The organism is Nonomuraea composti (assembly GCF_012034275.1).
Classification (GTDB): Bacteria; Actinomycetota; Actinomycetes; order Streptosporangiales; family Streptosporangiaceae; genus Nonomuraea; species Nonomuraea composti.
Genome location: NZ_JAATEP010000077.1, coordinates 15,881 through 40,875 on the forward strand (window position 1 = coordinate 15,881; position 24,995 = coordinate 40,875).

The 24,995-nt window shown below is 73.6% G+C and carries 25 protein-coding genes; 12 read left to right on the forward strand and 13 right to left on the reverse strand.

The genetic code is table 11. From position 1 onward, the window contains the following. Nucleotides 1-8: 8 nt before the first annotated feature. Entirely contained in the window at nucleotides 9-1,139 is a 1,131-nt protein-coding gene (locus HCN51_RS52465; protein ID WP_168020925.1) for a UDP-N-acetylglucosamine--N-acetylmuramyl-(pentapeptide) pyrophosphoryl-undecaprenol N-acetylglucosamine transferase, read from the reverse strand. A gap of 4 nt (nucleotides 1,140-1,143) precedes the next feature. After that, the gene (locus tag HCN51_RS52470) at nucleotides 1,144-2,091 is read right to left on the reverse strand and encodes a formylglycine-generating enzyme family protein (protein WP_487353035.1); all 948 of its coding nucleotides are present in this window, start codon (nucleotides 2,089-2,091) and stop codon (nucleotides 1,144-1,146) included. 45 nt (nucleotides 2,092-2,136) lie between these two features. Between HCN51_RS52470 and HCN51_RS52475 the strand changes: the two genes are divergently transcribed. The 3 genes from HCN51_RS52475 (at nucleotide 2,137) to HCN51_RS52485 (ending at nucleotide 3,743) form a co-directional block, all read left to right on the forward strand. Continuing rightward, entirely contained in the window at nucleotides 2,137-2,343 is a 207-nt protein-coding gene (locus tag HCN51_RS52475; protein ID WP_080040344.1) for a hypothetical protein, read from the forward strand. A gap of 9 nt (nucleotides 2,344-2,352) precedes the next feature. Next, nucleotides 2,353-3,315, forward strand: coding sequence for a Ppx/GppA family phosphatase (locus HCN51_RS52480; protein WP_168020929.1), 963 nt, complete (start codon nucleotides 2,353-2,355; stop codon nucleotides 3,313-3,315). A gap of 68 nt (nucleotides 3,316-3,383) precedes the next feature. Next, nucleotides 3,384-3,743, forward strand: coding sequence for a hypothetical protein (locus tag HCN51_RS52485; protein ID WP_168020931.1), 360 nt, complete (start codon nucleotides 3,384-3,386; stop codon nucleotides 3,741-3,743). A 107-nt stretch (nucleotides 3,744-3,850) separates the two neighbouring features. Here HCN51_RS52485 and HCN51_RS52490 read toward each other — a convergent pair whose 3' ends face one another. Both HCN51_RS52490 and HCN51_RS52495 read right to left on the reverse strand, forming a co-directional pair. After that, a complete protein-coding gene (locus HCN51_RS52490; RefSeq protein ID WP_206068941.1) occupies nucleotides 3,851-4,270 on the reverse strand; it encodes an ATP-binding protein in 420 nt (139 codons plus the stop codon). 103 nt (nucleotides 4,271-4,373) lie between these two features. Next, nucleotides 4,374-4,919 carry a TetR family transcriptional regulator gene (locus HCN51_RS52495; RefSeq protein ID WP_168020933.1) on the reverse strand — a complete coding sequence of 182 codons (546 nt, stop codon included), beginning with the start codon at nucleotides 4,917-4,919 and terminating at the stop codon, nucleotides 4,374-4,376. A 103-nt stretch (nucleotides 4,920-5,022) separates the two neighbouring features. On the opposite strand from HCN51_RS52495, the gene HCN51_RS52500 reads away from it, so the two are divergent. Both HCN51_RS52500 and HCN51_RS52505 read left to right on the forward strand, forming a co-directional pair. Continuing rightward, nucleotides 5,023-6,606 carry an MDR family MFS transporter gene (locus HCN51_RS52500; protein ID WP_346434132.1) on the forward strand — a complete coding sequence of 528 codons (1,584 nt, stop codon included), beginning with the start codon at nucleotides 5,023-5,025 and terminating at the stop codon, nucleotides 6,604-6,606. A gap of 81 nt (nucleotides 6,607-6,687) precedes the next feature. Next, on the forward strand, nucleotides 6,688-7,620 hold the full coding sequence (locus HCN51_RS52505; RefSeq protein WP_168020945.1) for a GNAT family N-acetyltransferase: 933 nt from the start codon (nucleotides 6,688-6,690) through the stop codon (nucleotides 7,618-7,620). Nucleotides 7,621-7,653: 33 nt separating this feature from the next. Here the strand turns inward: HCN51_RS52505 and HCN51_RS52510 are convergent, their stop codons facing one another. From HCN51_RS52510 to HCN51_RS52540, 7 genes are all read right to left on the reverse strand, one after another. Further along, nucleotides 7,654-8,940, reverse strand: coding sequence for an AAA family ATPase (locus tag HCN51_RS52510; RefSeq protein WP_346434133.1), 1,287 nt, complete (start codon nucleotides 8,938-8,940; stop codon nucleotides 7,654-7,656). After that, nucleotides 8,937-10,364 carry a hypothetical protein gene (locus HCN51_RS52515; RefSeq protein ID WP_168020977.1) on the reverse strand — a complete coding sequence of 476 codons (1,428 nt, stop codon included), beginning with the start codon at nucleotides 10,362-10,364 and terminating at the stop codon, nucleotides 8,937-8,939. Before HCN51_RS52515 ends, HCN51_RS52510 begins: the two co-directional genes overlap by 4 nt. Before the next feature lie 108 nt (nucleotides 10,365-10,472). Next, nucleotides 10,473-11,603: a hypothetical protein gene (locus HCN51_RS52520; protein WP_168020986.1), complete on the reverse strand. Its 1,131-nt coding sequence runs from the start codon at nucleotides 11,601-11,603 to the stop codon at nucleotides 10,473-10,475. Beyond that, nucleotides 11,600-12,394, reverse strand: a complete 795-nt coding sequence (locus HCN51_RS52525; protein ID WP_168020988.1) for a hypothetical protein — start codon at nucleotides 12,392-12,394, stop codon at nucleotides 11,600-11,602. Before HCN51_RS52525 ends, HCN51_RS52520 begins: the two co-directional genes overlap by 4 nt. Before the next feature lie 84 nt (nucleotides 12,395-12,478). Beyond that, nucleotides 12,479-13,156 (reverse strand): class I SAM-dependent methyltransferase, encoded by a 678-nt coding sequence (locus tag HCN51_RS52530; RefSeq protein ID WP_168020990.1) that lies wholly within the window; start codon nucleotides 13,154-13,156, stop codon nucleotides 12,479-12,481. Nucleotides 13,157-13,224: 68 nt separating this feature from the next. Continuing rightward, nucleotides 13,225-13,719 (reverse strand): ATP-binding protein, encoded by a 495-nt coding sequence (locus tag HCN51_RS52535; protein ID WP_168021012.1) that lies wholly within the window; start codon nucleotides 13,717-13,719, stop codon nucleotides 13,225-13,227. Between the two features lie 76 nt (nucleotides 13,720-13,795). Next, entirely contained in the window at nucleotides 13,796-15,523 is a 1,728-nt protein-coding gene (locus HCN51_RS52540; RefSeq protein ID WP_168021014.1) for an NAD-dependent malic enzyme, read from the reverse strand. 150 nt (nucleotides 15,524-15,673) lie between these two features. Here HCN51_RS52540 and HCN51_RS52545 point away from each other — a divergent pair, with 150 nt between their 5' ends. Continuing rightward, on the forward strand, nucleotides 15,674-17,854 hold the full coding sequence (locus HCN51_RS52545; protein ID WP_206068942.1) for a SpoIIE family protein phosphatase: 2,181 nt from the start codon (nucleotides 15,674-15,676) through the stop codon (nucleotides 17,852-17,854). Nucleotides 17,855-17,920: 66 nt separating this feature from the next. On the opposite strand, the gene HCN51_RS52550 is transcribed toward HCN51_RS52545, so the two are convergent. Together HCN51_RS52550 and HCN51_RS52555 are read right to left on the reverse strand one after the other, a co-directional pair. Continuing rightward, nucleotides 17,921-18,475 (reverse strand): hypothetical protein, encoded by a 555-nt coding sequence (locus HCN51_RS52550; RefSeq protein WP_168021016.1) that lies wholly within the window; start codon nucleotides 18,473-18,475, stop codon nucleotides 17,921-17,923. Nucleotides 18,476-18,561: 86 nt separating this feature from the next. After that, nucleotides 18,562-18,798, reverse strand: coding sequence for a hypothetical protein (locus HCN51_RS52555; RefSeq protein WP_168021018.1), 237 nt, complete (start codon nucleotides 18,796-18,798; stop codon nucleotides 18,562-18,564). A 248-nt stretch (nucleotides 18,799-19,046) separates the two neighbouring features. Between HCN51_RS52555 and HCN51_RS52560 the strand changes: the two genes are divergently transcribed. From HCN51_RS52560 to eboE, 6 genes are all read left to right on the forward strand, one after another. After that, complete coding sequence (locus HCN51_RS52560; protein WP_168021020.1) at nucleotides 19,047-20,207, forward strand: inositol-3-phosphate synthase; 1,161 nt, start codon at nucleotides 19,047-19,049, stop codon at nucleotides 20,205-20,207. A 334-nt stretch (nucleotides 20,208-20,541) separates the two neighbouring features. Continuing rightward, on the forward strand, nucleotides 20,542-21,606 hold the full coding sequence (locus tag HCN51_RS52565) for an SCO3242 family prenyltransferase (RefSeq protein ID WP_168021022.1): 1,065 nt from the start codon (nucleotides 20,542-20,544) through the stop codon (nucleotides 21,604-21,606). Further along, complete coding sequence (locus HCN51_RS52570; RefSeq protein ID WP_168021024.1) at nucleotides 21,603-22,523, forward strand: sugar phosphate isomerase/epimerase family protein; 921 nt, start codon at nucleotides 21,603-21,605, stop codon at nucleotides 22,521-22,523. Before HCN51_RS52565 ends, HCN51_RS52570 begins: the two co-directional genes overlap by 4 nt. Continuing rightward, complete coding sequence (locus HCN51_RS52575; protein WP_168021051.1) at nucleotides 22,523-23,185, forward strand: EboA domain-containing protein; 663 nt, start codon at nucleotides 22,523-22,525, stop codon at nucleotides 23,183-23,185. Before HCN51_RS52570 ends, HCN51_RS52575 begins: the two co-directional genes overlap by 1 nt. Beyond that, a complete protein-coding gene (locus HCN51_RS52580; protein WP_080040321.1) occupies nucleotides 23,185-24,039 on the forward strand; it encodes a TatD family hydrolase in 855 nt (284 codons plus the stop codon). The genes HCN51_RS52575 and HCN51_RS52580 overlap by 1 nt, the downstream gene beginning before the upstream one ends. Next, nucleotides 24,039-24,995: metabolite traffic protein EboE (gene eboE, locus HCN51_RS52585; RefSeq protein WP_168021034.1), on the forward strand; the 957-nt coding region annotated here is incomplete at its 3' end. The genes HCN51_RS52580 and eboE, both read left to right, overlap by 1 nt.

Consider the following 24,995-nt stretch of genomic DNA (forward strand, 5'->3'; position numbering starts at 1 on the left):
GGCGAAGGTCAGGCGTAGTGGGCGGCGCGCAGCAGCAGGTCGCACAGGGCGTCGGCGGCGTCGAGGCGGCCCAGCTTGGCCGCCGCCTGCCCCATCGCCTGCCGCAGCCCCGGGTCGGCCAGCAGCGGCATCAGCTCGGCCAGCAGCATCTCGGCCGTGGGGTTCGGCTCCAGCAGCGCCCGCGCGGCGCCCGCCGAGGCCAGGTAGCCGGCGTTCTTGCGCTGCTCGTCACCGCCGGTCGGGATGAGCGGGATCAGCACCGACGGCTTGCCGATGGCGGTCAGCTCCGAGACGGTGCCGGCGCCGCTGCGCGAGATCACCACGTCGGCGGCGGCGAACAGGTCGGCCAGCTCCCCGCCGACGTACGGCACCGGGTGGTAGCGGTCGGCCAGCTCCGGCGGCAGCGTCACGGCCCGCATCTGGTCGATCCAGGCGGGCCCGCACTGGTGCACGATCTGCGCGTGCGGCAGCAGCCGGGGCAGCACCTCGGCGATCAGCGTGTTGATCTGCTTGCTGCCCTGCGCGCCGCCGGTCACGTAGATCAGCGGCACCTCGAACGTCAGCCCGAACAGGTCGTAGGCCGCCGCCCGGTTGCCCTGCAGCAGCTCGGGCCTGATCGGGTTGCCCGTCACCACGGCCTTGGCGCGGGCGGAGGCCGGGAGGTACTGCAGGGACGACTCGTGCGACAGCGCGATCGTGGTGGCCAGCCTGGCCAGGATGCGGTTGGCCAGCCCCACGACGGTCGTCTGCTCGTGCATCACCAGCGGCCGACGGATGATCTTGGCGGCCACGCCGATCGGTACCGCCACGTAACCCCCGGTCGACAGCACCACGTCGGGCAGGTAGCGGGCCGCGTGCCCGATCGCCTGCAGCACCCCGACGGGGATGCGGAACACGTCGGCGATGTTGGTGCCCAGCTCCTTGAGATTGGGACGGCGGCGCAGCTTGCCCGTGGTGATCGCCTTGAACGGGATGCCGTGCTCGGCCGTGATCCGCGCCTCCAGGCCGTTGGCGGTGCCCACCCACAGCACGTCGTGCGGCACCTGACGTCGCTGGACGGCCGACAGGGTCGTCAGAGCCGGATAGGTGTGACCACCGGTGCCGCCGCCGGTGATCAACAGTCGCAGGGTTCGTGACATGCGATCAGACTAGGGCCGCACAGCGGAACCCGGTGTGCCCGGTCGAGGAGTCGGGTGTGTTGGCGGTGCGCGCCGCCACCCGGTAGCGGTTGCAGTAGGAGTCGTGGCACATGTACGACCCGCCGCGGATCACCTTGGCCGTGCCCTCACTCGGACCGGCCGGGTTGTCGGCGAACGGCTCCCACTCCACGCCCCACCAGTCGGCGGTCCACTCCCACACGTTGCCGGAGACGTTGTAGAGGCCGTAGCCGTTCGGCTGGAACGACTTGACCGGCATCGTCCCCTTGCTCGGCGCCGTCGGGAAGTGACCCTGCCAGATGTTGCACCGCTGCCGCCCCTTGGGCGCCAGCTCGTCGCCCCACGGGTACCGCTTGCGCTCCAGCCCGCCCCGGGCCGCCATCTCCCACTCCGCCTCGGTGGGCAGCCGCTTGCCCGCCCATTCCGCGTACGCGGTGGCGTCGTGCCACGACACGTGCACGACCGGATGGTTCTGGCGGTCGCCGATCGTCGAGCCGGGGCCCTCAGGGGTGCGCCACGTGGCGCCCTCCACGCCCGCCCACCAGGGCGCGCCCGGCACCGTGGCCTCCATCACCCCGGCGGTGGCGAACTGGCGGAACACGAACGACCAGCCGATCCGCTCGGCCTCGGTGACGTAGCCGGTCTCCTTGACGAACGTGGCGAACTGCGCGTTCGTCACGCACGTGGGATCGATCCAGAACGGGTCGACCCGCACCTCGCGCACCGGCCCCTCGCCGTCCTCGGGGCGCCCGTCGGGGTCGTCGCCGCCCATGAGGAACGTGCCGCCGGGGATGCGCACCATCCCGCGCGGCGGCCCGCCCGGCGCGGCCCGCCGCACAGGACTGATCACCGGGCTGATCCCCGAACTCATGACGGCGGCGTGCCCGGCCGGCCCGGCGGTGTCGCGGCTCGGGCCACAACAAGCGCTCAACAGTCCCCCCAAAGTGTCACGACACCAAGGAAGGGTAGTCCCTGAAACATGCCCACGATCACGCGGCCGGCCCGGGTCACCCCCGCCGGGGCGCTGGCCGTGGCCATGTCCGCGCCGGGCCCGCTGCGGCACGGGGCGTCGTGCGCCCTCCTGCGTGAGCACTCAGTCACCCCGCACCTCACGTTGGAGGCCGCCATGTCCGCCGCGCTCGACCCCTGTCACCTCGGTTTCACCGTAAAAGCCGCAGACCGGTAGCTTTCTGTCATGCGACTCGGCGTGCTGGACATCGGCTCGAACACCGTCCATTTACTGGTCGTCGACGCCCACCGCGGCGCCCGGCCCATGCCTGCCTACTCCCACAAGGTCGACCTGCGTCTCACTGAGCACCTCGGCAAGGACCACAAGCTCGGCAAGGAGGGCATCGAGCGGCTCGGCAGCTTCGTCGAGGAGGCCGTGCACCTCGCCGAGGACAAGGGGGTGGAGGACCTGCTGGCCTTCGCCACCTCCGCCGTGCGCGAGGCCGCCAACGGCGAGCAGGTCCTCGCCGAGATCGACAAGCGTTGCGGCGTGCACATCGCGGTCCTGTCCGGGCGCGACGAGGCCAGGCTGACGTTCCTGGCCGTGCGGCGGTGGTTCGGCTGGTCGTCGGGGCGGCTGCTGGCCTTCGACATCGGCGGCGGCTCGCTGGAGATCGCCGCGGGCGTGGATGAGGAGCCCGACGTGGCCGTCTCGCTGCCGCTGGGCGCCGGGCGGCTGACGCGCGACTGGCTCACCGGCGACCCGCCCTCCGCCGACGAGGTCCGCAAGCTGCGCAAGCATGTACGCGCCGAGATCGCCCGCACGGTCGGCGACGTCGCCAGGTACGGCGAGCCCGACCGGGCCGTGGCCACGTCGAAGACGTTCAAGCAGCTCGCCAGGATCGCCGGGGCGGCGCCCTCCAGCGAGGGCCCCTACGTCTCGCGCTCGCTGTCGCGCCAGGACATGGCCGACTGGGCCGCCAAGCTCACCGGCATGAGGTCGGCCGAGCGGGCCCAGCTGTCCGGCGTGTCCGAGGGGCGGGCGGCGCAGCTCGCGGCGGGGGCGCTGGTCGCCGACGCGGCGATGGACCTGTTCGAGGTGGACCGGCTCGAGGTGTGCCCGTGGGCGCTGCGCGAGGGCGTCATACTGCGCCGGCTCGACCTGCTGCCGGGCCGGCTCGACCAGCTCAACGGCGGCCCAGACCAATAGGTCGAAGTAAGGTCGATCTATCCCCAATTTTTGGCATGAAGCGCTGGTAGGCGGGCATTTTCCGCCGAATGATGACAGTGCTCGGCACGATCGGCTCCCTGGTCGTCGTCCTCATCCTCGTCGTCCTTGCGGTGCTGCTCATCTCGGCCGTCGCGATGCTCACGTTCCTGGCGATGGTCGCCTCGCTGACCCGCTGGGAGCGGGTCTGGAGGCGGCTGCTGCACCGGGCGCCCCGGCTGGAGCTGAAGCTCAGCGGGGAGACGGTGCCGGAGCGGCGGCGGGCGCGGCTGAGCGGTGGCACGCCCCGGCTGCGCCGCCGTTTCCCGCTCGGCGCCGCCGCGCGCGGCGGGCAGCCGACGCGGGGGAGTGGCGCCTTGCACGGCCCGCGCCTGCACCGGCGCCCCGTGGAACGCCGCACCGGGGTGTGACCGCATAACAACGGCCGCACCGGGGTGCGGTCGCATGAAACGGCCGCACCGGGACCTTGTGGGTCCCGGTGCGGCCAGGAGATGGGGCAGGAGCTCCGCCAAGGGCCTCAGGTGGCCATGAGATGCTGCCCGGCCGCGCCCGGCGCATAGCGCAGGCGCTTCTCCAGGCAGACCACCGCCCCGTGCTCCTGCCGGTTGGTGAAGCGGATGTCGTCGGCGAGCGCCCGCATGATCTGCAGCCCGCGCCCGGACTCGGCGCCCGGCTCGGGCTCCGCCACCGCGCGCGGGTCGAACCCGTCACCGTTGTCGACCACCTTGATCACGCAGAGGTGATCGTGGACGGACGCGCTGACCGTGTAGTCGTCGCTCGGCGACGCGTGCTTGATCACATTGGAGCACGCCTCGGTGAGCATGAGCTCGATGTCATCTCGGACCTGCGGCTCGACGCCGAGCGACCGCAGCGTGCCGTCCAGCATCTGCCTGATCAGCGGGACGCTCGCCGCATCCCTGGGCAGTCGGAGTGCCATCGTAGCCTCCACTGCGCCTCCTCCCGTCTGGATGCGTGCGAGCCTTCTGCCCTCGAATTCGTGTCCCAATCGTCGAATTCGGACGGGACGCGGCCGAAAACGGTCATCGCTCCAGCAACCGGTAGGCGACCTCCAGGCACGCCTTGTGGATCTCCTCCTCCGACAGCTCGCCCTCCTTCATCAGCCACTTGCCGGCGTGCAGCGCGAAGAGCGCGAGGGAGTGGCTGATGCGCTCGGCGGGCGGGGCGCCGGGCTCGCTGATCTCCGAGGTGAGCTGCATCATGCGCTCACGGATCTTGATCAGGGTGGGGTGGTCGCGCAGCGCCGTCTGGTTGCGCTCCAGGAACCGGGCGATGCCGAGGTGCCGGGTCGCGCGGATGTTGTCGGCGTAGCGCTCGACCAGCTCGCGGCGCGTCTCGGGGGACCTGGGCCGGCTCCTGACCCACGCCAGCAGCTCGTCCAGCTCGGTCAGGCGCTGCTCGACCAGGCTCGCCACGATGTCGTCCTTGGTCTTGAAGTGGTAGTAAAGAGCGGCCTTCGTCACGCCGAGCTCCTCGGCGATCTCCCGCAGGGAGGTCGCCTCGTAGCCCTGCTCGGTGAACAGCCTCAGCGCGATCTCCTGGATTCGGGTTCGCGTGTCTTCCCGCACTTCGCACCTTTTCTACTTGACGGCCGGCAAGTAAGTATCTACCTTATCTTACGCTTGCCGGACGGCAAGTAAGCAAATGTTCAACAATTCTGGGGGGTCAAGGGTGGCGGAGGCTGTCGGACGCCGCCGTGAGGTCATGGTCGTGCTGCCCGGCCTGATGCTCGCGATGGTCCTGGCCATGCTGGACAACATGATCGTGGGCACGGCCATGCCGCGCATCGTAGGGGAGTTAGGAGGGCTGACCTACCTGTCGTGGGTCGTGACGGCGTACGTGCTGGGCACCACCGTCTCCACCCCGATCTGGGGCAAGATCGGCGACCTCTACGGGCGCAAGACCATCTTCATCGTCTCGATCGTCATCTTCATGGCCGGCTCCGCGTTGTGCGGCATGGCCGGCTCGGCGATGTTCGGCGGCCCCGACGGGGGCATGGCCGAGCTGATCGCCTTCCGCGCGGTGCAGGGCCTGGGCGCCGGCGGGCTCATGGTCAACGTCATGGCCATCATCGGCGACCTCGTGCCGCCCCGCGAGCGCGGCCAGTACCAGGGCATCACCGCCGGTGTCATGTCCCTGGCCATGATCGCCGGGCCGCTGGTCGGCGGCTTCATCACCGACCACCTCGACTGGCGCTGGGCCTTCTACGTGAACCTGCCGGTCGGCGCGGTCGCGCTGGTGCTCATCGTCACGCAGCTCCACCTGCCGCCGGTCGACCGGGGGAACGTGCGCATCGACTGGGCGGGCGCGGCCCTGCTGTCGGTCAGCATCACCGCGATGGTGCTCATCACGACCTGGGGCGGCAACGACTACGCCTGGGGCTCGTGGCAGATCCTCGGCCTGGCCGCGCTGGCGGCGGTGACCCTGGCGGCGTTCATCGTGGCCGAGCGGCGCACCGCCGAGCCGATCATGCCGCTGCAGCTGTTCCGCAACCGCAACTTCACGCTGATCTCGGTCATCGGCTTCCTGCTCGGCTTCGCCATGTTCGGCGCGATCAACTTCCTGCCGCTGTTCCAGCAGCTCGTGCAGGGCGCCACCGCCACCAACTCCGGCCTGCTGATGCTGCCCATGATGGGCGCCGCCATGGTCGTGTCCATCTTCGTGGGCCGCGCCATCACCAGCACCGGCAAGTACAAGATCTACCCGGTGATCGGCGGCGTCGGCATGGTCGCCGGCATGTGGCTGCTGTCGACCATGCACGTGGGCACGCCCTCGTGGGAGACCGGCGTCTACATCGCCGTGCTCGGCCTCGGCATGGGCTTCCTCATGCAGACCACGATGCTCATCGCCCAGAACAGCGTCGAGCAGAAGGACCTGGGCGTCGCCAGCAGCGCCAGCACGTTCTTCCGCTCGATCGGCGGCTCGTTCGGCGTCTCGCTGTTCGGCGCGATCTTCAACAACCACCTGCTGTCGGAGCTGACCGCCCGCTTCGGAGCGCGCGCCGCCGACGGCCTGGCCAGGAACGGCGCCAGGATGGACCCCGCGGCCGTCGCCCAGCTCCCCGCTCAGGCCCGCACCGGGCTGCTGGAGTCGCTGGCGGTCTCCATCTCCGGCGTGTTCTGGTGGGCCATCGCCTTCGCGATCGTCGTGCCGGTGCTGGCGGCGTTCGTCAAGGAGATCCCGCTGCGCGGCGCCGGACCGGCCGGACAGGCGGGGGCGGCGGGGGACAAGGCCGTCATCCCGGCCGCCGGCTGAAAGCGGGAGAGGGCCGTCACCCCGGCCGGCGGCGGAAAAAGGGGAGGCGCCGGACCGGGCGCCTCCACCACAATCCTGGTCATGCACACCATCCGCCGGCCGCGCGTGGACGACGCCGCGGCCATCCACGAGCTCGTCGCGGCGTCCGACACGGCCGTCATCGGCGCCCCCGACTCCACGCTGGAGGACATCGCCGACGAGCTCGTGGAGCCGGGCTTCGACCGCGACAGAGACGGCTGGCTCGCCCACGACGCCGATGGCCGGCTCGACGGCTGGGCCTGGGCCTGCCGCAACGGCGACAGCGACCTCGTGGACGTGGAGGTCGTCGTCCGCCCCGGCGTGAGCGGCCTGGCCGGCGAGCTGTGGCCCGCCGTGCTCGCCCGCGCCGCCGAGCTGGGCAAGGAGCGCGGCCACCCCGCCGTCACGCTGCACACCGGCGTCTACCGTACGGACGAGGCCAAGCGGGCCAGGGTCGAGGCCCTGGGCTTCGCGCCCGGCACGAGCTTCCACCGCATGCGCATCGACCACGACGGCCCGGTGGAGGCGCCCGAGCCGCCCGCCGGCGTCACGCTGCACTCGGGGGAGAGCGAGGAGGTGCGGCGGGAGGCGCACCGCGTGCACCAGGAGGGGTTCGCCGAGCACTTCGGGTTCGTCCAGGTCACCTACGAGCAGTGGTACGAGCGCAGGCAGGCGGCCAGCACGACCGACTGGAGCCAGCTCACCCTGGCCCGCCTCGACGGGGAGCCCGCCGCCGTGATCATCGGCACCGACCAGTTCCTGCCGGACGAGGGCTGCGGCTACGTGGCCACGCTGGCCGTGCTGCCCGCCTGCCGGGGGCGCGGGCTCGGGCGGTTCCTGCTGCGGCACGCGTTCGCCGCCGACGCCGCGCGCGGGCGCAAGGGCACGATCCTGCACGTCGACTCCAACAACACCACGCCGGCGCTGGGGCTGTACGAGTCGGCGGGGATGCGCCAGGTCATGGCCATCGACGTCTGGCAGCGCCGCCTCCCCTGAACAGCGCCGCCCCCTGAACGCGGCCGTCGGAGATCAGACGCGGTGCCTGGACAGGTGCTCCAGCACCGACTGGTTGGCCTCCCACCCGTCGGGGAACTTCACCGGCACGCCGAGCTGCACCGGCTCCGCCGACGGGTGCGCGTCCAGCAGCTCGGCGATGCCCGCCCTGGCCACCACCACGCAGGCGTGCCGGTGCCGCGAGGCCAGCACGCACAGCCGCCCCGACTCCAGGTGGAAGGCCGTGGCGTCGCGGCGGCCCGACAGCGGGTGCAGCACGATCGTCACGTCGTACTCGCGGCCCTGCAGCCGGTTGGCGGTGTCCACGGTGATCTCCGGGGGCAGCCCGGCGGCGCGGATGGCGGCCACCTGGTCCCGGTGCGCCGCCCCGACCGCGATCCGGTCCGCCGTCACCGGCCGCTCGCCCTGCTCCGACCCGGCCACCGCGCCGCGCTGCAGCAGCCGCTCGGCCAGCAGCGCCACCGCCTGCACGGCCTCGCCGTCGGTGCGCACGGTGTGCCGGTTCGGCAGCTCCAGCAGCGCCCACCCCGACCGGGCCGCCTCCTCCAGCGCCCGGTCGTGCACGGTGCCCATGCCGCCGGTCGACAGCTCCAGCCACCGGTCGCCGTGATCGGTGCCCGAGCGGAACCCGGTGAACGGGTAGAACGCCTGCGAGACCACCGGCGCCGCCGACGCGGGCAGCCGCCACGACACCGGCAGCCGGTGCACGGGCAGGTCCGGGTTGTGCCGCAGCAGCACCGACACCGCGCTCTGCAACGGGTCCCACGACAGGCCCGACCAGCGGTCGCCGTCCACGATCGAGAACGGGTCGAGCTGGCCCGGATCGCCCACGAACAGCGCCCGCTCGAACAGGCCCGCGATGCGCAGCAGCTTGTCCGAGCGCATCTGGTACGCCTCGTCCACGATCGCCCACGGCCACACCCGGTCGCCGATCCACGCCCATTTGTCGGCCGTGGCGATGACGATGTCGGGGTCGCCGAGGTCCTGGATGCGGGTGCCGACGCGGACGCCGGGCAGCTCCAGCATGCGCAGCGGCGGCACGTACCCGCCGGCCGACAGGCGGCCCACGGTCAGGTGCGGGTGCTTGTCGCTGATCCGGGCCACCAGGTCGTCGACCTGCTCGTTGGTCTGCGCCACGATCATCAGCGGCTCGCCGGTGGCCGCGATGTGCGCCGCCGCGCGTACGACCAGCGTGGACTTGCCCGCTCCCGGCGGGGAGTCGACCACCACGCCGCGGTGGCGGGGCAGGTCGGCCAGCACGTTCCTGATCACCTGCTCCGGCGCGAGCTGCTCCGTGGTCACGACCACTCCTCCTGGGCGTCCTCGTCGTCGGGCACGTACTCCTGCGGCGGGCCGCCGTGCGTCCACGGCGTGGCCTCCGGCTCGGGCAGCGCGGGCGAGCCCTGGAAGTCGTCGGTCAGGGAGGTGTAGCAGACCCGCTCGCCGACCTCCGGCACGGCGCCGGGCGCGGCGGTCTTGCCCCGGCCCATCCCCTTCGTGATCTTGAGGGTGACCAGGCCCTCGGCGGCCTCGACCAGTTCGGCGCCCTGGCTGCGGCGCTGCGGGGTGCCGAGCGTGGTGCCCGGCGGCAGGCGTACCGGATCGTCGGTCTTGATCACCACCAGCGGGCGGAGCTTGCGTGAGCGGCCCTCGCCCTCGGTGTTGTCGGGCACCGTCTCGATCACCTCGCCCGCGAACGCCTCGCCGGTCAGCCGGTACTCGGCCATCACCAGCGGGTCGTCGTAGGCGCGCTGCACGTCGTAGGCGGCCTGGGCGCGCTCCATGCGGGCCAGCCGCGCCGCCGCGGCCACCGCGCCGTCGCGCCGCGCCTGCGGCGGCGCGCCCTCGGCGATGTGCACCGCCATGCCGCTGAACGAGCCGCGGTCCTGCTCCCACCGCTGCGCCACGCTCGCGCCCTCCGGCAGCGCCGCCAGCAGGTCGATCGCCTGCCACATGAGCCGCCAGGTGGGTTCGAGCTGGGTACGCAGCGCCTCGGTGACCCGCTCGGCCGACCCGCTCTCCATCGCGGGCGCCAGCACCTCCGCGTCGAACCCCGGGTCCGTGGCCGGGCCCGCCGGCGGCCAGATCAGCGGATCCTCCGCCTCGTCCGTGGGCCCCGTGGTGATCCACGCGAGCAGCGCGGCCAGGTTCGCGTCCTCCAGCGAGCTCTGCCCGCTGGCCCAGTGGCGGCCCAGCTCCTCCGTGGCGGCCAGCATCAGCGACGAGCCCGGGTACGCCGCCCGCTCCCCGAGATACGTCAGCCACCGGCCCAGCAGCGGCACCGACTCCGGCACCGGGTAGGGGCCGTCGGTGCGGCGGAAGCGGGTCGAGCGGCCGAGCAGCCGCGCGAAGGCCACGCCGCCCTGGTTCGGGACGATGAGCTGCGGCGCGTCGATCGCCCGCTCGTACGGGTCGGCGTTCTTGCGCTCCACCGTCTCGGTGTCGTTCATGAAGCCCTCGATGTAGGGCAGCAGCACCTCCGCCACCTGCGCGGCCCAGGCGAAGCGCAGGTCGCGGTTGCGCGGCTGGGTCACCACGAGCAGCGTCGGATCGGCGCGGTCGGTGCCGAGCATCGCGGCCAGCGGCGCGGCGGCCTCGCCCGACAGCTTCAGCGGGATGAACACCATCGGGCGCGCCGACAGGTGGCAGTGCCGGACGGTCGCGATGGGCTGCGCGATGCCCTCGTCGAGGGCGCGCAGCCGGGCGAGCGAGGTCAGCAGGCTCATGTCGGGCTTCTCCGCGGCAGGCGGACGGTCGGCGGGATCATCGCGGGCTTCTCCGCGACGGGCGGGCGGCCGGTGGGATCACCGCGGGCTTCTTCGGGGCGGGCGGGGTCAATTCAGGCACTCCCTGCGCAGGCGTTCGGCGTTGCGGAGCAGCCGGGCGATCTCCTCCTGGCCCTCGGCCGGGTCGCGGGTCCCGTCGGCCAGGCCCAGCGCCTCGGCCACCGACGCGACCCCGCCCAGCTCGTCGCGCACCTGGCGGCCCAGCAGGTCGGAGGCGCCCTCCTGGCGGGCCTCGTCGCGGCAGAAGAAGCACAGGTCGCACGTGGACAGGCAGTCGGGCGCGTACCGGGCGGTGGTCCTGTGCAGCGCGTCGGCCAGCTCGGCCACCGGCCTGGTGGGCCGGCCGTCCTCGTCGGGCAGCAGGTCGAAGCTGAGGTCGTCGGGCAGCCCTTCGAGCAGCCGGTCGAGCGTGGTCATCCGGGCGAGCTGGCGGCGCAGCACCGCGAGCTGCTTGCGCACGTCGACCAGGGTCGCGACCGGCCGGTTGGCGAAGTTCTCAGGGCAGACCAGCACCACGTCGTGCGAGACCTTCAGCGGGTCGTGGCCCAGCTCCTCCAGCAGGTTGCGCAGCGCCAGCACGTAGACCGCCGCCTGCCGGGCCGCCGCCGCCACCGCGGCCGGGTCGGCCTGCCCGTCGATCACCGCGAACGACTTGATCTCCACGATGTGGAAGCGCCCGCCGAGCTGGAAGGCCACGACGTCGGGCTCCAGGTACGCGGTGTGCCCGGCGATGCGCAGGCTCAGCAGCGGATGGTCGTACAGGGTGCCCGCGTCGTGGCCCTCGCGCGCCGCCCGGTCGAACAGCGCCTTGGTGTGGGCGTGCCGCAGGTGCGCGCCGACGTTCTCCACGTCGTGGTAGGACACCTCGGCGACGGGCAGGCCGAGCACCTCGCGCAGCATGCGCAGCAGCTCCGCGCAGCCGTCGGCCTTGACCAGCGCCTCGAACATGTTGCCGCGCGTGATCGCGAACGGCGACTGGCCGAACGGCGCCGGGAAGCCGAGGTGCCGGGCGGCGGCGTCCTTGTCGATGCCGGCGCCGTCCATCAGGGCACGGCGCGTGCAGCCCGGGTTCGCGGCCAGGGCCGCGATGGCGCGCGCGTCGTGCGGCTGCTGCGGCGTCGTGCCCCGCAACGCGTCCAGCCGGTGGACGTGGTCGCCTTCCCGCTTCAAGCCGCTCACTTGGCGTTCTCCTTCTTGATCGTGCTCAGCGTAGCGGCGCCGAACAGCCGCGCGGCGTCACCGAGCTGTGCAGTGGCGCGTTCTGCCAGCTCGGCGCGATCCCGCGTGTCGCGATCCGCGTGCACGAGCAGCTCCGCGCGGGCCGCCTCGGCCACCCGGCCGGGGTCGGGCGGGCCCAGCGTGCCGTCGGTGGCGCCGGGGATGTTCCTGGCCATCCGCACCAATAAGCGCAGGGCCCGCTCGTCGCCGGAGTCGCGCTCCTCGATGGCGGTGGCGGTGGCGATGGCGCAGGTGAGGAAGTCGACGCGCGGGCTCAGCGGGCCGACCACGCGCCGCTCCAGCGGCCACGTGCTCAGCGTGAGCAGGCCGCGGGCGGGGGAGAGCCGGTCGGTGAGCGCCGCGCACAGGTAGTACGGGCGGCCGAAGGGCGAGGAGCGGAACGAGCGTTCCTCGTCCCTGCGCAGGCTGGTGAGCTGGCTGCTGCGGATCGTGCCGCCGAAGAACGCGTCGCTGACGGCCACGATCAGCCGGGGCTGGGCGGCCGCCCCCAGCAGCCGCAGCCCCTGGTGGACCTGCTCGCGCACGGTGACCAGGCCGGCCTTCTGCGGTTGCGGCTCCTCCTTGGCCTGGGGCGGCCGGCCGCTGACCAGGGCGTCCCACGCGCGCTCGGCGCTGCGCAGCTCGGCGCGCAGGACGCGGGCCGTCGCGCCGTCCCTGACCCGCATCGCCTTGCGCACGCCGGCCCGCAGCTCGTCGATCCGCCGTTCGAGATCGTCCAGCCGGTCACTCATGGCGCGACTGTACCAGCAGTCCCAGTATTTTCCAGTATTTCCGGGCAGATTCGATCTACATCGTAAAGGCGCCCGGCTGGAAGATCACGACGGGACGGCCACCACCCACGTGCGGTCCTCGGTGAGGAAGCGGTCCAGCCGCAGCCCCTCCGCCTCCAGCGCGGCCGCGAGGTCGTCGTCGGTGAGCCGCTTGGAGGAGAACGACTGCGTCCACACGCGGTCGTCGCCGTGCGCGTACCGCATCGTGGCGTGGAAGACGCCCGGCGACACCTCCTCGACCGCCGCCATCGTGATCGAGATGTCGCCGTCGGTGCGGCCCATGCCCACGTGCCAGCGGTCGTGCGCCTCGGCGGGCATCCACTGGATCAGCACCGCGCCGCCCGGCTTGACATGCCGCGCGCACGCCCCCAGCAGCGCCTGCCGGGCGGCGTCGTCGGCCGTGTTCACGAGCTGGGAGGCCAGCATGACCGTGTCGAAGCGCTCGCCGAGCCGCAGCTCCTCCACGCGCGCCACCACCGTGCGCGCACCGCGCACCAGCGCCAGCATCTCGGGGGACTCGTCCACGGCCACCACCTCGAAGCCGAGGTCGACGAGAGGGTGCGTGACCCGGCCGACGCCCGCGCCCAGCTCCAGGACGGAGCCGCCGGGCGGGGTCACGCCGGCGACGAGGTCGGGCTCGCCGCCGGGCCGGAGCAGGGAGTAGAAGTCCACAGGGGATCCGTCGGGGGTGATCGGGCCGGGGCCCGTTCCTGCGTTCCGCATACGTCGAACCTAGCTCCGGACCACGGGGCCGAGCGGGCGATCTAGCGCGGGCGGTGAATGACCGGCCGTCAGCGGGAGGCCGGTTGCCGCTGGTCGTCGTCGCGCCAGCCGTCGTCGTGCCAGCCGTCGCGCTGGTCGTGGCTTTCGGCGGGGTGCCGGTCGCCGCTTGCGGCCGGGTGGCGCTCGCGCACGCGCAGGCTCAGCAGCGAGCCGTGCTCGGTCCGTTCGAGGACGACCTCGTCGCAGAGGTTCTGGATCACCCACAGGCCGTAGCCGTGCGAGGCGGTGTGGTCGAGGCCGGCCGAGGCGAGGTGGTCGTGCGTCAGCAGGCCGGCGAAGTCGAGGATGTCCACGACGACCTGGCCGCGCTCGGCTCGCGCCGTGACGACGCCGGCCTTGCCGCCGTGGTCCAGGACGTTGGTGACGGCCTCGTTCACGGCCAGCACCAGGTCCTCGAGCCGCCGCTCGGACAGGCCGCTGTGGCGGCCGTGCAGGCGCACCAGGTCGCGGATCAGGCCGAGGTCGGCCGTGATCGGACACCGTAGTTCGAACTCGAACACCATGACCATTCTGCCCGCCGAGGGCCGGGAGGAGTCCGCGGGCCCTGTTCCAGCTTTCCACGCTGGAGATCGGCAAACGTCAGCGCCTCTTACGGCTCCCGCCGGAGGCCGGCCGGTAGCGCGGCTGCCACATCGCGTCCTGCACCCGCTGGACGGGATTGCCCAGCTCGGCGCGGGCCAGCCCCTCCTCCGCCGCCCGCCTGGCGACCGCGACGGCGACCGTGGCGGAGACCACGCGCAGGTTGTCCACCTCCGGCAGCAGCGACGCGCCCGGCGCGGAGACGTCCACCATGCCCGCGACCGCCTCGGCGGCGGCCTGCAGCATGCCGTCGCTGACCCGGCGCGCCCGCGACACCACCACGCCCAGGCCCACCCCCGGGTACAGCAGCGCGTTGTTGGCCTGCCCGATGACGTGCCGGACGCCGCCGCACGAGATCGGCTCGAACGGCACGCCGGTGGCCACCAAGGCGCGGCCGCCGGTCCAGGCGAGCAGGTCCTCCGGGCGGGCCTCCATGCGCTCGGTCGGGTTCGACAGGGGGAAGACGATCGGCCGTTCCGCCTTCATGGAGCGCACGACGTCCTCGGTGAACGCGCCGCGCACCGTGGACGTCCCCAACAGCACCGTCGGCTGGACGCGGGCGACCACCTCGGCCAGGCCGATGCCGCCGCCCTCGTCCCTGTCCCAGCCCTCGACCTCGGCGGAGGGGCGGGCGTAGGGGCGCTGGAAGTCGCGCAGGCCGTCCACGTCGGACGTCAGCAGGCCCTGCTTGTCCACCGCCCAGACGCGGCGGACGGCCTCCTCCTCGTCCAGGCCGTCGCGCTTCATCGCGTCCCTGAGCTGGTCGGCGATGCCGATCCCGGCCGTGCCCGCGCCGAACACGACGACCCGCTGCTCCCGCATCCGCTCCCCGGTCACCCGGACCGCGCCCAGCAGGGCCGCCAGCACGATCGCGCCCGTGCCCTGCATGTCGTCGTTGAACGTCGGGATACGGTCCGTGTAGCGCTCCAGGATGCGGCGGGCGTTCGACGGGCCGAAGTCCTCCCAGTGCAGCAGCGCGTGCGGGAACAGGCGGGTGGCCGCCGAGACGTACGCCTCGATGAAGGCGTCGTAACGCGCGCCGCGCACCCGCGCGTGCCGCTCGCCCACGTAGAAGGGGTCGTTGAGCAGCGCCTCGTTGTCGGTGCCGACGTCCAGCGCCACCGGGACGACCCGGGCCGGGTCGATGCCGGCCGCCGCCGTGTAGACGGTCAGCTTGCCCGCCGCGATGCCCGCCCCGCCGCCCAGGCCCCAGTCGCCGATGCCGAGGATCTGCTCCGCGTCGGACGCCACGATCAGGTCCACGTCCCCCTCGCCGAGGCCGAAGTTGCGGAACGCGCGCTCGATGCCGTCCACGTCATCGATCGACAGGTAGACGCCACGGGGGCGGCGGTACTCGCGGCTGTAGTTCTCGATCACCTGGGCGATCGTGGGGTCGTACACGATCGGCAGCAGCTCCCGCAGGTGGTCGCCCAGCACCCGGTAGAACAGCACCTCGTTACGGTCCTGGAGGCCCGCCAGGAAGATGTTCTTGGCCAGGTCGGACGGCTGGCGGCGGTACTGCTCGTACGCGCGGGCCGCCTGCTCGTGCAGGCTCTCCACCACCGGTGGGATCAGGCCGTCCAGGCCCAGGCTCTCCCGCTCCTCCTCGGTGAACGCGGTGTCCTTGTTCAGCAGCGGGTCTTCGAGCACGGCGGGGAGGCGGCGGCCGTGCTTCGAGTCGTGGTGGGGCCTGGGTTCGTGGTGGGGTGCGGGTTCGTGGTGGGCCATGCGGTGCGGGCTGCCCCGCGCGGGCAAGGCTGACGCCGCATATGCGTTTATGTCCGGACAAGGCTTGGTCAAGGGGGGATTGCCGGTAGGGCGGCGTGGTTATTTTGGGGAGGGGTGAGGCTCGTTTCCCGAGCACGGATGGGTGATGACATGAGCGCACCCGGCAAGGGGCCGCGCGGAGTGGTCCCGGCGGTCGCCGTGATCGACGGCGCGGGGGTCCTGATCGGCTGGACGCGGGCCGCCGAGGAGCTCACCGGCTACCCCGGCGCCGACGTCCTCGGCCGCCCCGCCACCCTGCTCCTCCAACCCGAGCCCACCACCCACCCCACCCCGCCCCGCGACAGACCACCACAGACACCCGAGCCCGGCACGCCCCAGCACAGCGCGCCCGCGAGTGGCGCGTCTGGGGAGAGCGCGCCGGAGGACGCGGCGCCCGCGAGCAGCGTGCCCCAGCACAGCGCGCCCGAGGGCGGCGCGGCCGGGCGGGAGGGGGGTAGCGGGATACCGGCGGGTGGGCCGGATGCGCGGGCCGGGCTGGTGGAGGTGCGCAGGCGGGACGGGGCCCGGATCGTCGTGCGGGTCGAGGTCGCCCCCCTGGCCACCGAGAACGCCGGCGAGTCCTGGCTGGTCTCGGCCATCCCCGCCGCCGACGACCTGTCCGGCGGCACCGGCTCCCTGCTGGAGTCGCTCATCGCCCGCTTCCCCGTCGCGATGGCCATCTGGGACACCGACCTGCGCTGCGTGTGGCTGAACGGGGCGGCCGAGCGCCTGGAGCGGGTCTTCCCGCACTACCACCTTGGCCGCTCCCTGACCGACCCCGTCCCGGGCGTGGACACGGAGGCGGCGCAGGAGGCGATGCGGAGGGTGATCGCCGACGGCACCCCCATGATCGACCGCGAGGCGCGCTGGGCGGCGCCCGACGGGAGCGAGGCGCTGACGCTGTCGACGTCGCTGTTCCGCCTGGAGGGCGTGAGTGGCCGCCCGCTGGGCGTGTGCTCGCTGGCCCTGGACATCAGCCACAGCAGGGCGCGGGACCGCCTGGCCCTGCTGCGCGAGGCGAGCGTGCGGATCGGCAGCACGCTCGACATCAGGAAGACCGCGCAGGAGCTGGCCGACCTGGCGGTGCCGGTGCTGGCGGACTACGTGACGGTGGACCTGTCGGAGGAGACGCTGCCGGACGCCGAGCCGTTGCAGCGGCTGCCGGCCACGGAGGCGAGCATCCCGGTGTTCCGCCGGGCGGGCGTGGCGTCGGTCCACGACGGGGTGCCGGAGTCGTTGTGGCCGCTGGGGGCGGCGGTGTTCGTGCCGCCGGACTCGCCGTTCACGAAGGTCCTGGCCTCGCGGCGGCCGCACTTCGAGGCGGTGCTGGACACCTCGCCGGGCTCGTGGCTGGATCAGGACCCGGACCGGGCGCGGATCATCCACGGCACCGGCATGCACACGCTGATCATCGTCCCGCTGGAGGCGCGCGGCGACATCCTGGGCGTGGCCGTGTTCGTCCGCAACGCCAACCCCGCGCCGTTCACCAGAGACGATCTGGTCCTGGCGGAGGAGCTGGTCGCGCGGGCGGCGCTGAGCCTGGACAACGCGCGCCGCTACACGCGCGAGCGCACCACGGCGCTGGCGTTGCAGCGCGAGCTGCTGCCGCGCGAGCTGTGCGGCGGCAGCGCCGTCGAGGTGGCCTCCCGGTACCTGCCGTCGGCGGTGCACGAGGGCGTCGGCGGCGACTGGTACGACGTCATCCGCCTGCCCGGCCCCAGGATCGCCCTGGTGGTGGGCGACGTGACGGGGCACGGCATCAACGCCGCCGCCACGATGGGCCGCCTGCGCACCGCCGTGCGTACCCTCACGTACCTGGAGCTGCCCCCTGACGAGCTGCTGGCGCACCTCGACCGGCTGGTGGCCGACGAGTCGTGCGGCGACCTCGACGCCGCGGGCGCCACCTGCCTGTACGCCGTCTACGACGCGGCGACCAGGCGCTGCACCATGGCGGCCGCCGGGCATCCGCCCCCGGCGGTGGTGGCGCCGTCGGGCGAGGTGACGTTCCCGGCGCTGCCCAGCGGCACCCCGATCGGCCTGGGGATGGGCGCGTTCGAGTCGCACAGCATCGATCTCGACGCGGGCACCCTGCTGGCCCTCTACACCGACGGCCTGATCGAGACCCGGCAGGCCGACCTGGACGCGGGCATGGCCAGGCTGGGCTCGGCGCTGTCGGGCGCGGTGTGGATGCCGACGCTGGAGGGCCTGTGCGCCGCCGTGGTCGGCGCGATCGTGGGCGACGGCCCGGCCGAGGACGACGTCGCCCTGCTCATGGCCCGCACCCGCGCCTGAACGCTCACCAGTCGAACATGGTGCCGTCCTGCAGCCGGCTGACCGGCACCTCGACGTCGGTGATCCTCATGCCGGCTCCAGCACCCGCACGCCATACGGCGGCAGCTCGACGACGCTGACGGGGGCGCCGTGCTCGTCGCGCAGCGTGCCGGAGCGCACGGCCGGCGCGGCCTTGACCTCGGTGCCCGCCTGGCTGACGCACCACACGAACACGCGGCCGTCCTCGTGCCGCATGAGCGCGGCGCTGACCGGCGGCGTGTCGAACGAGACGGGCCCGTCCACGCCCGAGGCGCGGGCCAGCGCCCGGTAGAGGCGCCCGCGGGCCCGCTCCAGCAGCGCCCGCCAGCCGGGCGCGGTGAGCTGCTTGGCCGACGGCAGCAGGTACAGCAGGCAGTCGTCCGGGATGCCGTCCTTCTCCCTGGCCACGCCCACGGCCGGGTCCGCCTCCCGGGCCGCCACGTACGCCTGCCGGCACCCGTCGAAGACGACCGTGGCGGCCTGGGGGTGCGTGCACGGGTAGCCGCTCTCCAGGTACGACGAGACGACCAGCGCGGCCCGCGTGTCGGGCCGGGAGCAGCGCGCCAGGTCCACCCGCTCGATCAGGGCGGCGAAGCCGCGCACCTCCAGGGCCCGCGCCTTGGGCCGCCCGCCGCGTCCACCAGCCCGAAGTGCATCTCGAACGGGTGGTGGCGGTCCGGCTCCTCCTGTCACAGGCCGCCGTAGCCGGTGGTGTTCCAGGCCAGCCGGCCGCTCGCGCCCGCGAGCAGGGTGTTGTGCAGGACCTGACGGTAGTAGTGGGCGGCGTTGGCCTCGCTGGTGCAGTCGCTGGTGAGACCGAACTCCTCCATGATCACCGGCTTGCCGTCGCGCTGCTGCTCTTCCTGCGGCGCTTCCGGCGCCTCGACCTGCTCAGCGGCGGCCTCAAAGGCTGACCCGGCACGCACATCCGACCTTTAGCGCCAGAACACCCCCCGTTGCCGCTTGAATGGCGGGGCTTTCGAGCGGATCCTTGTCACAAAGTCCGATCATGACGTGTGCGGCTTCCGAACGGGGAGCCGCCCCGACCATTGTGGAGGACGCGTGACAGAGGCCGATCACGCGGTACACCGGCCGGCGGGCCATCCCGCCCTCCTCGGCCTTCGACGCTGAACCACCCCCGGGACGGCGATCGTCCCGCCGCGAAGGAGACCTCATGAGAACGGGAACCTGGCTGATCGGTGCACGCGGATCCGTCGCCGTCACGAGCATGATCGGCGCCCTGGCCGTCAGGGCGGGCCTGATCGCACCCACCGGATGCGTCCTGGAGTCGCCCGTCCTGCGCGAGCGCGTCCGCCCCGGCATCGCCGACCTCGTCTTCGGCGGCCACGACGTCACCTCCGTCCCCCTGGAGAAGAAAGCCGCCGAACTGGCCGGCTCCGGCGTGGTGCCCGCCGCGCTCGCCCAGGCCGTCAAGGACGACCTGGCGGCCGTCGAGCAGCGCGTACGCCCCCTGCCCGCCGCCCCCACCCAGGCCGGCACCGCTCAGGCCATCGCCGACGACCTCGACCGCTTCCGCCGCCGGAACGACCTCGACCGCGTCGTCGTCATCAACGTCTCGACCACCGAACCCGCCCCCGCCCCGCACCCCGCCCACGCCTCCCTCGACGACCTGCGCGCCGCCCTGGCCGACCCCCTCTCCGCCACCGACCCCGTGCTGCCGCCCAGCTCGCTCGCCGCCTACGCCGCCCTGACCGCCAGCTGCCCGTACGTCGACTTCACCCCCTCCACCGGCGCCCGCCTGCCCGCCCTCGACGCCCTCGCCCGCGAGCGCGGCCTCCCGTACGCCGGGCACGACGGCAAGACGGGCGAGACCCTGGTCAAGTCCGTGCTCGCGCCCATGTTCGCCCAGCGCAACCTCAAGGTCCGCACCTGGTCCGGCATCAACCTCCTCGGCGGCGGCGACGGCGCCAACCTCGCCCGGCCCGGCGCCAACGCCGCCAAATCCGCCAGCAAACAACGCGTCCTCCCCGAAACCCTCGGCTACCTCCCCCAAGGGGAGACCCGCATCGACTACCTCGAAGACCTGGGCGACTTCAAGACCGCATGGGACCTGGTCACCTTCGAAGGCTTCCTCGGGACCGGCATGCGGATGGAGTTCACCTGGCACGGCTGCGACTCCGCCCTCGCCGCCCCCCTCGTCCTCGACCTCGCCCGGCTCACCGCCGCCGCCCACCACGCCGGCCGCGTGGGCCCCCTGCCGGGCCTGGCCTTCTTCTTCAAGGACCCGCTGGGGGAGGTACCGCACGGCCTGGCCGACCAGTGGCGCACCCTCTGCGACCTCGTGTCCTCCCTCACCCCGGAGCCCACCCCGTGACCCCACCCCTCGGGCCCCGCCCCTTACGCCCCCCAACCGGGCCCGCACTCGCCAGACCCCCTTGGGGCGCGAAACGGCCGCGCGCCGGGGCCGCCCCGGACGCACCCCGACTGCCCGCGTGGTGCACCTCGGACGTGACCCGGCCTCGCCGCGCCTGGGGCGTCTCGGGCGCGACAGGGTTGGCCGCCCAGAGCGGGAGGCGGCTTCGCGCCTCAGGCGCCTCGGGCCTGGCCCGGTCCCGCACCTGGGGCGTGATGTGGGGGCGGGGTGGGGACGTCTCGGTCGGCGGGTGGGTTCACGCCGCCGGTCGGTCCCGGCCGAGGGAGGCACGTCGATGACCGCGCTGCGGGACCTGCTGGAGCTCGTGCGGGCGCCGGCCGCGCTGTCGGTGCCCGGCGACGTGGCCGCGGGCGCCGCCGCCGGGCAGGTGCTCGGCCCCCGCACGGTCGGCCTGGCCTGCTCCTCCGTCTGCCTGTACTGGGCCGGCATGGCCGCCAACGACTGGGCCGACCGCCACCTCGACGCCACCGAACGCCCCGAGCGCCCCATCCCGTCCGGCAGGGTGAGCCCCGGGACGGCCCTGGGCGTGGCCGTCGGCCTCACCGCCGCCGGCCTCACCACCGCCGCCCTCGCCGGCGGACGCCGGGCCCTGGCGGTCGCGGTGCCGCTGGCCGGAGCGATCTGGGCGTACGACCTGGCCGCCAAGAACACCCGCGCCGGCCCCCTCGTCATGGCGGCGTGCCGCGGCCTGGACGTGCTGCTGGGAGCGACCGCGAAACCGCCACCGCAGCGCCGCTCCACCCCGCCGCAGCGCCCCACGCTGTCGCAGGGACTCGCGCTGCTACGGGGCCTCGCACCGTCGCAGCGATCCGCACCGCCGCGGAGCCGCGCGTCATCTCGCGGGCCGGCGCTGCTCGGGCGCCTGATCCCCGCGTCCCCGGTTCACACGAGCCCCGCGGACGCGGTGGCGGCCGCGCTGCCCGCCGCCCTTACGATCGCCGTCCACACGTACCTCCTCACCCACCTGTCCCAGGGCGAGACCTCCGGGACGGCGCGGCGCCGCCCCGCCGCCACGCTGGCGGGCACCGTGGCGCTGGCGACGGCCACCGCCTGCCAGACGCCCGGCCCGGCCTCGCCCGGTCCACGCAGGGACGGGGCGGTGGCGGCGCGGGCCGTGCTCGCCGCCTGGTACGCCTCCCAGTTCGGCGCCCCCCAGGCCCGCGCCGTCGCGGAGCCGTCGGCGGAGCGGGTGCGGGAGGCCGTGGCGGCCGGGATCGTGAGCCTGCCCGCTCTCCAAGGCGCCCTGGTGGCCCGGGCCGGTGCGCCCCGTGCCGGGCTGGCGCTCGCCGCGATGGTCCCGCCGGCTCGCCGGCTGGCCAGAAAGTTGTCCCCGACATGATCAGATTCGGTTACGGCACCAACGGCTTCGCCAACCACCGCCTCCCCGACGCCCTCGACATCATCGCCGACCTCGGCTACACCGGCGTGGCCCTCACCCTCGACCACCACCACCTCGACCCGTACGCCGACGGGCTCGCGTCGCGCGTGGCGAAGGTCGCCGACCGGTTGCGCACGCTCGGCCTGGGGGTGGTGATCGAGACCGGCGCCCGCTACCTGCTCGACCCCCGCCGCAAGCACGCCCCCACGCTCCTGGACGACGACCGTGACCACCGCGTCGACTTCCTGAGCAGGGCCGCGGCGATCGGCGCCGATCTGGGGGCGGAGGCGGTGTCGTTCTGGTCGGGGGTCCGGCCCGGGCACGTGCCGCCGGGCCTGGCGTGGGACCGGCTGGTGGAGGGGTGCGCGCGGGTGCTGGAGGCGGCGCGAGGGGTGCCGCTGGGGTTCGAGCCGGAGCCGGGGATGCTGGTCGACACGATCGCCGGCTGGCACGCGCTGCGGCGGGCGCTCGGCGCGCCGGACGGGTTCGGCCTGACGCTGGACATCGGCCATTGCCGCTGCAACGAGCCGGACCCGGTGCCCGACTGCGTGACGGCCGTGGGCCCGTACCTGGTCAACGTACAGATCGACGACATGCGCCGGGGCACGCACGAGCACCTGGAGTTCGGCGAGGGGGAGATCGACTTCCCGCCGGTGCTGCGGGCGCTGGCCGATTCCGGCTATCGCGGGCTGGTGGCCGTCGAGCTGCCCCGCCACTCGCACGCCGCCCCCGACGTCGCGGCCCGCTCCCTCGCCTTCCTCCGCCGGGCCGAGCGCGAGTCCGTGCAGGGCGGGCGGGACACCACACAGGCCGTACAGGTACAGGGCGATCGGGGCGGCGCACACGACGTACCGGATGTCGAAGGAGGCAGCTCGTGATGCCACCCGAGCGGCTGCACGCCGCGCTGCGCGCCACCCCGAACGGCGCCTGGCTGGACGGGGTGCTGGAAAAGGCGCTGGACGAGACGACGGCGGCGCCGGGCACGTTCGCCCGCTCGTTCGCCGCCGCCGGCCGGCGCACCGGCCGGGGCCCGCTGCCGGGCGTGCCCGGCTGGACGGCCGACGAGGCGGCCAGGGCGTTGCTGCTGGCGGCGCTCCCGCCCGGCCGCGCCGCGACCGAGGCGCTCGACCTCTACCATCACGGCGACGCCGACGAGAAACGCGCGGTGTTGAAGGCCCTGCCGCTGCTTCCGATCGGCGCGGACGCGGTGCCCCTCCTGACGGACGCCATCCGCACGAACGACGCCCGCCTGCTGGCCGCCGCCCTCGGCCCGTACGCCGTCCATCTCGACCAGGCGCTGTGGCGGCAGGCGGTGCTCAAGTGCGTGTTCATGGGGGTGCCGCTGTCGGCGGTGGACCGGCTGGACGAGCGGGCCGACGCCGAGCTGGCCGCCATGCTGGCGGCGTTCGCCGAGGAACGGCAGGCGGCCGGCCGCCCCGTGCCGCCCGACGCCGCCGCCCTGCTCGCCCGCCTCACCAGCGATCCCTCCGGCCGTCCAGACGAGGACCAGGACGGCCGTCGCACCACCGAGGAGACCTGATGCGCATCTTCGACCCGCACATCCACATGACCTCCCGCACCACCGACGACTACGCCCGCATGGCCGCCGCCGGGATCGCCGCCGTGGTGGAGCCGTCCTTCTGGCTGGGCCAGCCGCGCACGAACCCCGGCTCGTTCACCGACTACTTCGACTCGATCCTCGGCTGGGAGCCGTACCGGGCGGCCCAGTTCGGCGTGGTGCACCACGCCACGATCGCGCTGAACCCCAAGGAGGCGAACGACCCGCGCTGCCGCCCCGTCCTCGACCTGCTGCCCCGCTACCTGGACAAGGACCGGGTGGTCGCGGTCGGCGAGATCGGCTACGACTCGATGACGCCGGAGGAGGACGACGCCTTCGAACGCCAGCTCGCCCTGGCCGTCGAGCACGAGCTGCCCGCGCTGGTGCACACCCCGCACCGCGACAAGGCGGCCGGCACGCGCCGCACGCTCGACCTGGTCAAGGCGTCCGGCATCGAGCCGGGCCGGGTCGCCGTCGACCACCTCAACGAGGTCACCATCGACCTGGTGCACGGCTCCGGCTGCTGGATGGGGTTCTCGATCTACCCGGAGACGAAGATGTCGCCGCCGCGGATGGTGGAGCTGCTGCGCCGGTACGGCACGGAGCGCGTGCTGGTCAACTCGGCCGCCGACTGGGGCGTCTCCGACCCGCTGCTCACCGTGGAGACGGCGGAGGCGATGCTGGCGGCCGGGTTCGACGAGGACGACGTGGACCGGGTCATGTGGCGCAACCCGGTGGAGTTCTACAGCCAGTCGGGCCGGCTCGACCTGACGGGCGTCACCGGGGCGGCCGAGCCGACGTTCGCGGGCAGCTCCATCAAGCGCGGCGGCGAGTGATGCGGCTGCGCCACCGCTCGGGCGACACGCTGCACCTCGGCTACTGCACCAACGTGCACCCGGCCGAGGACCTCGCCGGCGTCATCGCCCAGTTCGACGAGTACGCGGTCCCGGTCAGGGACCGGCTCGGGACGGACGTGCTGGGGCTGGGACTGTGGCTGGCGGCGCCGGTGGCCGAGGCGCTGGCCGCCGACCAGGCCCTGCGCACGCGGCTGCGCCGGGAGCTGGCGGCGCGGGGCCTGGAGGTCGTGACGCTGAACGGGTTCCCGTACCGCTCCTTTCATGATCCGGTCGTCAAGAGGACGGTGTACCGCCCCGACTGGACCACCAGGGAGCGGCTGTCGTACACCTTCGACCTGGCCCGCATCCTGGCGGACCTGTTGCCCGACGACGCGGCCAGAGGGTCGGTCTCCACCCTGCCGCTGGCCTGGCGCGCGCCTTGGACCCCGGCCATGGCCGACCAGGCGGCCCGCCGCCTCGACCAGCTCGCCGCCGGGCTGGCCGCCGTCCAGTCGTCGACGGGGCGGGTGGTGCGGGTGGCGTTCGAGCCGGAGCCGGGCTGCGTCGTGGAGACGACCGAGCAGGCGATCACCCACCTGGCCCGCGCCGACACGGGGCGGCTCGGCATCTGCCTGGACCTGGCGCACCTGGCGTGCGCGTGGGAGCAGCCGGCCACCGCGCTCAAGGCGCTGCGTGACCGGGGCCTGCCGATCGTCAAGGTCCAGCTCTCGGCCGCGCTGGAGAGCGCGGACCCGCGGGCGCTGCACGAGTACGCCGAGCCGCGCTTCCTGCACCAGACCCGCAACCCGTACGGCGAGGCGGCCGACGACCTGGACGAGGCGTTCGCCCGGAACCTGCCGGGCCCGTGGCGGGGCCCCTACCACCTGCCCCCGCACCCCCCCCCCCCCCCCCCCCCGGCGGCCCCCCCGCCGGGGGCGCGCGGGGCGGCGAAGGGG

What these genes read in the sequence shown, in the direction of transcription:
- HCN51_RS52465 (WP_168020925.1), bottom strand. Translation starts at nt 1,139, where the DNA reads ATGTCACGAACCCTGCGACTGTTGATCACCGGCGGCGGCACCGGTGGT.
- HCN51_RS52475 (WP_080040344.1), top strand. Translation starts at nt 2,137, where the DNA reads ATGCCCACGATCACGCGGCCGGCCCGGGTCACCCCCGCCGGGGCGCTG.
- HCN51_RS52480 (WP_168020929.1), top strand. Translation starts at nt 2,353, where the DNA reads ATGCGACTCGGCGTGCTGGACATCGGCTCGAACACCGTCCATTTACTG.
- HCN51_RS52485 (WP_168020931.1), top strand. Translation starts at nt 3,384, where the DNA reads ATGATGACAGTGCTCGGCACGATCGGCTCCCTGGTCGTCGTCCTCATC.
- HCN51_RS52490 (WP_206068941.1), bottom strand. Translation starts at nt 4,270, where the DNA reads ATGGCACTCCGACTGCCCAGGGATGCGGCGAGCGTCCCGCTGATCAGG.
- HCN51_RS52505 (WP_168020945.1), top strand. Translation starts at nt 6,688, where the DNA reads ATGCACACCATCCGCCGGCCGCGCGTGGACGACGCCGCGGCCATCCAC.
- HCN51_RS52515 (WP_168020977.1), bottom strand. Translation starts at nt 10,364, where the DNA reads ATGAGCCTGCTGACCTCGCTCGCCCGGCTGCGCGCCCTCGACGAGGGC.
- HCN51_RS52525 (WP_168020988.1), bottom strand. Translation starts at nt 12,394, where the DNA reads ATGAGTGACCGGCTGGACGATCTCGAACGGCGGATCGACGAGCTGCGG.
- HCN51_RS52530 (WP_168020990.1), bottom strand. Translation starts at nt 13,156, where the DNA reads ATGCGGAACGCAGGAACGGGCCCCGGCCCGATCACCCCCGACGGATCC.
- HCN51_RS52535 (WP_168021012.1), bottom strand. Translation starts at nt 13,719, where the DNA reads ATGGTGTTCGAGTTCGAACTACGGTGTCCGATCACGGCCGACCTCGGC.
- HCN51_RS52540 (WP_168021014.1), bottom strand. Translation starts at nt 15,523, where the DNA reads ATGGCCCACCACGAACCCGCACCCCACCACGAACCCAGGCCCCACCAC.
- HCN51_RS52545 (WP_206068942.1), top strand. Translation starts at nt 15,674, where the DNA reads ATGAGCGCACCCGGCAAGGGGCCGCGCGGAGTGGTCCCGGCGGTCGCC.
- HCN51_RS52560 (WP_168021020.1), top strand. Translation starts at nt 19,047, where the DNA reads ATGAGAACGGGAACCTGGCTGATCGGTGCACGCGGATCCGTCGCCGTC.
- HCN51_RS52565 (WP_168021022.1), top strand. Translation starts at nt 20,542, where the DNA reads ATGACCGCGCTGCGGGACCTGCTGGAGCTCGTGCGGGCGCCGGCCGCG.
- HCN51_RS52570 (WP_168021024.1), top strand. Translation starts at nt 21,603, where the DNA reads ATGATCAGATTCGGTTACGGCACCAACGGCTTCGCCAACCACCGCCTC.
- HCN51_RS52575 (WP_168021051.1), top strand. Translation starts at nt 22,523, where the DNA reads ATGCCACCCGAGCGGCTGCACGCCGCGCTGCGCGCCACCCCGAACGGC.
- HCN51_RS52580 (WP_080040321.1), top strand. Translation starts at nt 23,185, where the DNA reads ATGCGCATCTTCGACCCGCACATCCACATGACCTCCCGCACCACCGAC.